The following is a 6,700-nucleotide window of genomic DNA, read 5'->3' as shown; positions in this document are numbered from 1 at the left end:
GTCGCACGCAGACTGCCCGACCTCCGCCCCAGTCCGCCACCCGAACAAGATCGCATCGATACCGGTGTCTTTTCCAGTCCCTCCGGCCATACTTCCGGCCGTGCGCCTGTTACCCCGCCGCACCGGGAGACGGGCCGCCCATCGCGACCAAGGGGGAGGTCTCGTGTCACATCCGCCGCCGGCCGGCGCCACCGCGCCGCCGCCCGCGCCCGCCCGGCCCGCCGCGTGGCGCGAGGCGGCCGACCGCCTGCGGGCGGCCGCGACCACCGAGCCGGGCCGGCTGCGCATCATCGGGGCCGTACTGGCCGCCGTCCTCGTCGCGTTCGGGGCGGTCACCGCCTGGCAGGTCACCGACCGGGCCGCGGCCGCCGACGCCGTCGTCCGCACCAGCCAGCCGCTGAGCGCCGACGCCGCCGACATCTACCGCTCCCTCGCCGACGCCGACACCACCGCCGCCAGCGGCTTCCTCGCCGGCGGCCAGGAACCGCACGCGGTGCGGCAGCGGTACGAGAAGGACGTCGCGCTGGCGTCCCGGCTGCTGGTGAAGGCCGCCGCCAACACCGAGGGCTCGGAAACGTCCCGTCGGCAGATCACCAGACTCAACGAACTCCTGCCCCAGTACACCGGCCTCGTGGAGGCCGCCCGCGCCAACAACCGGCAGGGGCTGCCGCTGGGCGGCGCCTATCTGCGCAACGCCGGCGACCGGATGCGCACCGAACTGCTGCCCGCCGCCCGCCAGCTCTACGAGGCCGAGACCGGACGCCTCGGCTCCGACTACGCCGACGCCGAGTCCTGGCCCTGGGCGGCACTGGCCACCGGCGTCCTCGCCCTCGCCGTCCTCGGCTGGGCTCAGCGCCGCACGTACCGCCGCACCCACCGCGTCTTCAACCACGGCATGCTGGCCGGCACCGCCGCGGCCACGGTGGTGCTCCTGTGGCTGGTCGTCGGCCACGCCGTGGCCCGCTCGGACCTCGAGGACTCCTTCACCCACGGCGCCCAGTCCCTCCAGGTGCTCAACGAGGCCCGGATCGGCTCCCTCCAGGCGCGCGGCGACGAGAACCTCACCCTGGTGGCACGCGGCTCCGTGCTCACCAAGAACGGCGACGACGCCTACGAGGCCGCCTACGGCGAGGGCATGCGCAAGCTCATAGGCGGCGGCAGCAGCAGTGGCGAGCCCTCGCCCGGCACCCTGCTGGAGCGTGCCCGCAAGCTCGCCGACGACCCCGCGGGCCGGGACCCGGTGGACGCCGCCATCCGGGACGTACGGGAATGGCAGGGCCGGCACGGCGAGGCCCGCGCCGCCGACGACAGCGGGCTGTACGAGAAGGCCCTGCCCAAGGTGATCGGCGAGAAGGGCAGCACGGGCGAGTCCTTCGACCGCGTGGACCAGGAGCTGAGCCGGGCGCTCGCCCATGAACAGCGCGAGTTCGACCGGGCCGCCGACGACGGGCGCGGGGCACTCTCCGGCCTGGCGGCCGGGGCCGCGGTGCTGGGCGTGCTGGGGGCGGCGGGCGCGGTGATGGGCATCGGGCGCAGACTGTCGGAGTACCGGTGACGGGGGGAGGCGGGGCCATGCGGACGCCGGAGGCGCGGGAAGGGACCCGGGAGGTCCGGGCGACGGCCGGAGCACCGAGAAGGCCGAAAGGGCTGTCGCGCCCGGTCTCGGTGGTGGTCGCGGCGGCCGTGTGCGCGATCGCGGTGACCGCCGCCGTGGCGGCGCCGGACCGCGCGGGCCGGACGGACCGGGCACCGGCCGCCGGGGCCGTGGCGGGCGCGAAGTCCGCGGACGCCGTGACGGCCGACGCCGCCGTGGCGGCGAAGTGCGCCGATCCGGAGGCGAGTCTGCGGCCGTCGGGTGTCGACGGCCCGGCCGTGCAGCGGATCAAGAACCGCGGGCGGCTCATCGCGGGTGTGGACCAGGACAGTTACCGCTGGGGCTACCGCGATCCGGCCACCGGCGAGCTCAGCGGCTTCGACATCGACCTGGTGCGTGCCATCGCCAAGGACATCCTCGGCGACGCCGACAAGGTCACCTTTCTGACGATCCCCACCAGCCAGCGCATACCCGCCCTGGAAAAGGGCAAGGTGGACATCATCGCGCGCACCATGTCCATCACCTGTGACCGGATCCGGCAAGTCGCCTTCTCCACGGCCTATTTCGAGGCCGGGCTGCAACTGCTGGCTCCCAAGGGTTCATCGATCAAGGCGTTCGACGACACGCTGAAAGGGAAGAAGGTCTGTGCGGCCAAGGGGGCCACCGCGGAGACCGTCCTGAAGGACGAGCCGCACGGCGCGTCCCTGCTGGCCGTGCCCAATCAGCTCGACTGCCTGGTGCGGGTCCAGCTCGGCCAGGCGGACGCCGTGCTCACCGACAACGCTCTCGCGGCCGGCCAGGTGGCCCAGGACCGGTCGTTGGAGCTCGTCGGACAACGGTTCACCGACGCCCCCTACGGCGTGGCGATGAACCTCAAGGACGAGGACCTGGTACGCCGGGTCAACAAGGTGTTGGAGGACTACCGCGGCGGCGGCGACGGCAGCCCGTGGATGCGGGCGTACCGCAATTGGCTCGCACTCGGGCTCAAGGGGATCACCGCACCGCCGGCGCCCAAGTACCGGGACTGACGGCGACGGAACGCCACGCGCCCGTCACCCGTTGACGAGCAACACCGTTACGGATACGTCCGCGGCACGGCCGCGGACAGGAGAGGGGATCGATGGCGGTCGCGGGGCCCACCGGGCCGGCCTTGAGCCGCGAGGAGGTGGACCGTGCACTGGCGAGGCTCGGCGCGGAGCACGAGGCCGTCGAGTCCTCCCTGCTCGCCCTCCAGGACCACGCCGGCCGCCGTCTCCTGGAAGGCGCGGAGCTCACCGGTGTCACCAAGAACAGGTGGGCGGTCGCCGAACAGCTCATCGGCCAGTTGTGGACGTGCTTCGACGCCTACACCGCGGCCCTGACCGCCGCCCGCGAGCTGCGCGGCCGCCGCCGCTGGCCCACCCAGGCGGAGCTGTCCGGCCTGACCGAGCTGCTGCGCGGCAGCGGCGTCACCCTGCCCGGCAACGGCACCACGACCTCGTACGCCCCGCTGGGCACCACGGGCACCGCCGCGCGGCTCAGCGAACAGCTCAGCCTCCAGCAGCTCCTGGAACGGATGAACGGCTGGTACGCACAGGCGCTCGACGTGGTCGTCACCGCCGACGCCGTCTGGTCCGCCCTGCCGGCCCGTATCGACCTGCTGGCGGCCGAGTTGCGGCGCACCCGCTCCCTGGCCCACTCGGTGGGCGTGCGGCCCGGTGAGCACCCCTCCGGTGACGACCTGGAGCGCATCACCGAGGAGCTCGCGTCGCTGCGGGCCGAGGTGATATCCGATCCGCTCGCCTTCTGGGCCGGCGCCTCGCCGAGCTCCGCACCCGGCGGCGGCCGGCCCGACACCGGCCGCTACGACCGCGCCGCCCGTGCCCTGGAGGACGTACGGCGCGAGGTCGAGGCCGTCCTGGACGTCCGGCAGGACGCCGAGCAGCGGCTGATGCGCGTACGGGACGTGCTCTCGCGCGCGGACCGCACGCTGAACGAGGCCCGCCAGGCGCGCATGGAGGTCCTCTCCAAGATCGCCGCGTCCGTGGTGCCCGCCGTCTCCGGCCCGCCGACCGCGCTGTACGAACAGCTGGCGGCCGCCGCCGAGCACCGCAGACACGCCCGGTGGCACCGGCTGTCGCCGCTTCTGGAGAGCCTGGAGCAGCGGTCGGAGGAGGAGTTGCTGCGCGCCCGCGAATCGCTGACGGCCGTCACGGCGCCGCTGGCGGTACGGGCCGAGCTGCGCGGCCGGCTGGACGCCTACAAGGCGAAGACCGGCCGGCACGGCCTGGCGGAGGACACGTTCCTCACCGAGCGCTACGACGCGGCGCGCCGCATGCTGTGGAGCGCCCCGTGCGATCTGATGGCCGCCGAACAGCTCGTACTGCGCTACCAGCAGGCGCTGGCGGAGGCACTCGCCCCGCGGCCCGCGACCGGGACCCCGGGGCCCGGCGACCACGTAGGGGGGAATCATGAGTGACGCCGCCTGCCAGCGGCCGGGCTGCGCCGGTTCGTACGAGGACGTCGGCGGCGGCGAGCTGTACTGCGACACGTGCGGGCTGGCGCCGGTGGTCTCGCCGGGCGGGACGCTGTCCTCGCCGGCCACGGGCGTCGCGGCAGGCGGCCGGGACAGCGCCTCGCAGGGCGGTTCGGGGGCCGGTTCGGGCTCCTCGTCCCGGTCGTCCTCGCGGTCGTCGCGGTCCTCCTCCTCGCGCCGCTCGGTGTCGGGGCGGCTGTCGCTGTCGAGAGGCACGGACGGCACGGCGGGCGCCCCCTCGGTGTCGGTGCGCGGTTCCCGCTCGGCGTCCGCCTCCTCCGGGCGCGGCAAGCTGGGCGCCGGGCTGGTCAGCGTGCCGGAGGTGTCGCGCCCCGATCCGCGGGCGGCGGTCCTGGAGAACCCCGAGGTGCCCGAGCGCAAGCGGTTCTGCAGCAAGAGCGACTGCGGTGCGCGGGTGGGCCGTTCGCGCGGCGACCGGCCGGGGCGCACGGAGGGCTTCTGCACCAAGTGCGGCCACCCCTATTCCTTCGTGCCGAAGCTGCGGCAGGGCGACGTGGTGCACGGGCAGTACGAGGTCGCGGGCTGCCTCGCGCACGGCGGTCTGGGCTGGATATACCTGGCCATCGACCGGGCCGTGTCCGACCGCTGGGTGGTCCTCAAGGGCCTGCTGGACACCGGCGACGAGGACGCGCTGGCGGTGGCGGTCTCCGAGCGGCGCTTCCTCGCCGAGATCGAGCACTCCAACATCGTCCGCATCTACAACTTCGTCGAGCACCTCGACCAGCGGACCGGCAGCTTCGACGGCTACATCGTGATGGAGTACGTCGGCGGCAAGTCCCTCAAGGAGATCGCCAACGAGCGGCGGCAGCCGGACGGCCGGCGGGACCCGCTGCCGGTCGAGCAGGCGTGCGCGTACGGCATCGAGGCGCTGGAGGCGCTGGGCCATCTGCACAGCCGCGATCTCCTGTACTGCGACTTCAAGGTCGACAACGCCATCCAGCAGCAGGACCAGCTCAAGCTCATCGACATGGGCGCGGTCCGGCGGATGGACGACAACGACAGCGCGATCTACGGCACGGTCGGCTACCAGGCCCCCGAGGTCGCCGAGTTGGGCCCGTCCGTGGCCTCCGACCTGTACACCGTGGCGCGCACCCTGGCGGTGCTGACCTTCGACTTCCAGGGCTACACGAACGTCTTCGCGGACAGCCTGCCGGACCCGGACAACATCGAGGTCTTCACCCGCTACGAGTCCTTCTACCGGCTGCTCGTCCGGGCCACCGACCCGGACCCGTGGCGGCGGTTCGCGTCCGCGGCGGAGATGGCGGACCAGCTGACGGGCGTGCTGCGGGAGGTCGTGGCACTCCAGACAGGGCGGCCGCGGCCGGCGCTGTCGACGCTGTTCGGGCCGGAGCTACGGGTGGTGGACACCCGGCTGTTCGCCGGGACGGCCGCGCCGGCCGGGCGGGAGGCGGGCCACGGGCCGCCCGCGCTGTCGCCGCCGGCCGTCGCCGCCCTCGACACCCCGGCCGCGGCGCTGGCCCTGCCGGTGCCGCTCGTCGACCCGGGCGACCCCAACGCCGGCTTCCTCGCGGGCCTGCTGACCTCGCAGCCCGCCGAGCTGTACGCGGCGCTGCGGAACGCGCCCGTGGAGTCGCTGGAGCTGCGGCTGCGGCGCGTACGGGCGCAGCTGGAGCTGGGCGAGACGGAGCTCACGTCGAAGGCGGTGGAGAGCCTGGCGGCCGCGCATCCGGACGACTGGCGGATCGTCTGGTACCGCGGGCTGTACGCGCTGGCCTCCGGTGACCACGAGACCGCCGCGCTGTCCTTCGACGCGGTCTACGACGCGTTCCCGGGCGAGCCGGCGCCGAAGCTGGCGCTGGGGGTGTGCGCGGAGGTGCTCGGTCAGCTCGACAACGCCGCCGAGTACTACCACCTGGTGTGGGCGACCGACCCGAGCTTCGTCGGCGCCGCGTTCGGGCTGGCCCGGGTGCGGCTGGCCGCGGGCGACCGGGCGGGCGCGGTGGCCGCGCTGGACTCCGTGCCGGAGGCCTCCATCCACTTCACCGCGGCGCGCGTCGCCGCGGTACGGGCCAGGCTGCGGCAGCGCTCGCCGCGGGAGGCGCTGCTGGACGACCTCGTGGCCGCCGCCGGCCAGGTGGAGCGGCTGGCGGACTTCGGGCTGGACGCGGTGCGCCGGGAACGGCTGGCCACGGAGGTGCTGGGCTGCGCGCTGGACTGGGTGCTCGCGGGCACCCCGGGCGCGGCCGGCGTGCCGCGGCCGGCCCACGCTGCCACACTGCTCGGCAGCGGTCTGGAGGAGCGCGGCCTGCGTTTCGGGCTGGAGCGCTCGTACCGCGTACTGGCGCGGCTCGCCCAGCGTGGTGAGGAACGGATCGAACTGGTGGAGCGGGCCAACCGTTTCCGCCCCAGGACATGGGTGTGATCGATGTCGCAACTGCCGCGACCCCCACAGCTGACGGCATGTCCCGTCTGCCAGGAGCCCCTGGAGCCGGGCGACAACTTCTGCGGCGGCTGCGGCGCCGACCTGGCGGCGGCGCCGCCGGTGCCGGGCAGTCCGCCCGACGACTGGCTCGTCGCACCGCCCGACGGCCGGCCGGCCGCCCGCAGCG

Annotated in this window: 5 protein-coding genes; all 5 read left to right on the top strand. The window is 74.3% G+C overall.

Features of this window, described 5'->3' with window-relative positions; genetic code table 11:
* The first annotated feature begins 163 nt into the window (after positions 1-163).
* Positions 164-1,555, top strand: a complete 1,392-nt coding sequence (locus tag J7E86_RS17745; RefSeq protein ID WP_215082677.1) for a hypothetical protein — start codon at positions 164-166, stop codon at positions 1,553-1,555.
* Between the two features lie 17 nt (positions 1,556-1,572).
* Positions 1,573-2,622 (top strand): glutamate ABC transporter substrate-binding protein, encoded by a 1,050-nt coding sequence (locus J7E86_RS17740; protein ID WP_215082676.1) that lies wholly within the window; start codon positions 1,573-1,575, stop codon positions 2,620-2,622.
* 92 nt (positions 2,623-2,714) lie between these two features.
* Positions 2,715-4,052 carry a hypothetical protein gene (locus J7E86_RS17735; protein ID WP_215082675.1) on the top strand — a complete coding sequence of 446 codons (1,338 nt, stop codon included), beginning with the start codon at positions 2,715-2,717 and terminating at the stop codon, positions 4,050-4,052.
* Positions 4,045-6,513: a serine/threonine-protein kinase gene (locus J7E86_RS17730; RefSeq protein ID WP_215082674.1), complete on the top strand. Its 2,469-nt coding sequence runs from the start codon at positions 4,045-4,047 to the stop codon at positions 6,511-6,513. The genes J7E86_RS17735 and J7E86_RS17730 overlap by 8 nt, the downstream gene beginning before the upstream one ends.
* A gap of 3 nt (positions 6,514-6,516) precedes the next feature.
* Positions 6,517-6,700 (top strand): zinc-ribbon domain-containing protein (locus J7E86_RS17725; RefSeq protein ID WP_215082673.1); only part of this gene is annotated, 184 nt, incomplete at its 3' end.

It is taken from the genome of Streptomyces sp. ISL-11 (genome assembly GCF_018614525.1).
Classification (GTDB): Bacteria; Actinomycetota; Actinomycetes; order Streptomycetales; family Streptomycetaceae; genus Streptomyces.
The sequence above is the reverse complement of the archived record's forward strand: the minus strand, read 5'-3'. Positions and strand labels throughout refer to the sequence as shown.

What these genes read in the sequence shown, in the direction of transcription:
- J7E86_RS17740 (WP_215082676.1), top strand. Translation starts at nt 1,573, where the DNA reads ATGCGGACGCCGGAGGCGCGGGAAGGGACCCGGGAGGTCCGGGCGACG.
- J7E86_RS17735 (WP_215082675.1), top strand. Translation starts at nt 2,715, where the DNA reads ATGGCGGTCGCGGGGCCCACCGGGCCGGCCTTGAGCCGCGAGGAGGTG.
- J7E86_RS17730 (WP_215082674.1), top strand. Translation starts at nt 4,045, where the DNA reads ATGAGTGACGCCGCCTGCCAGCGGCCGGGCTGCGCCGGTTCGTACGAG.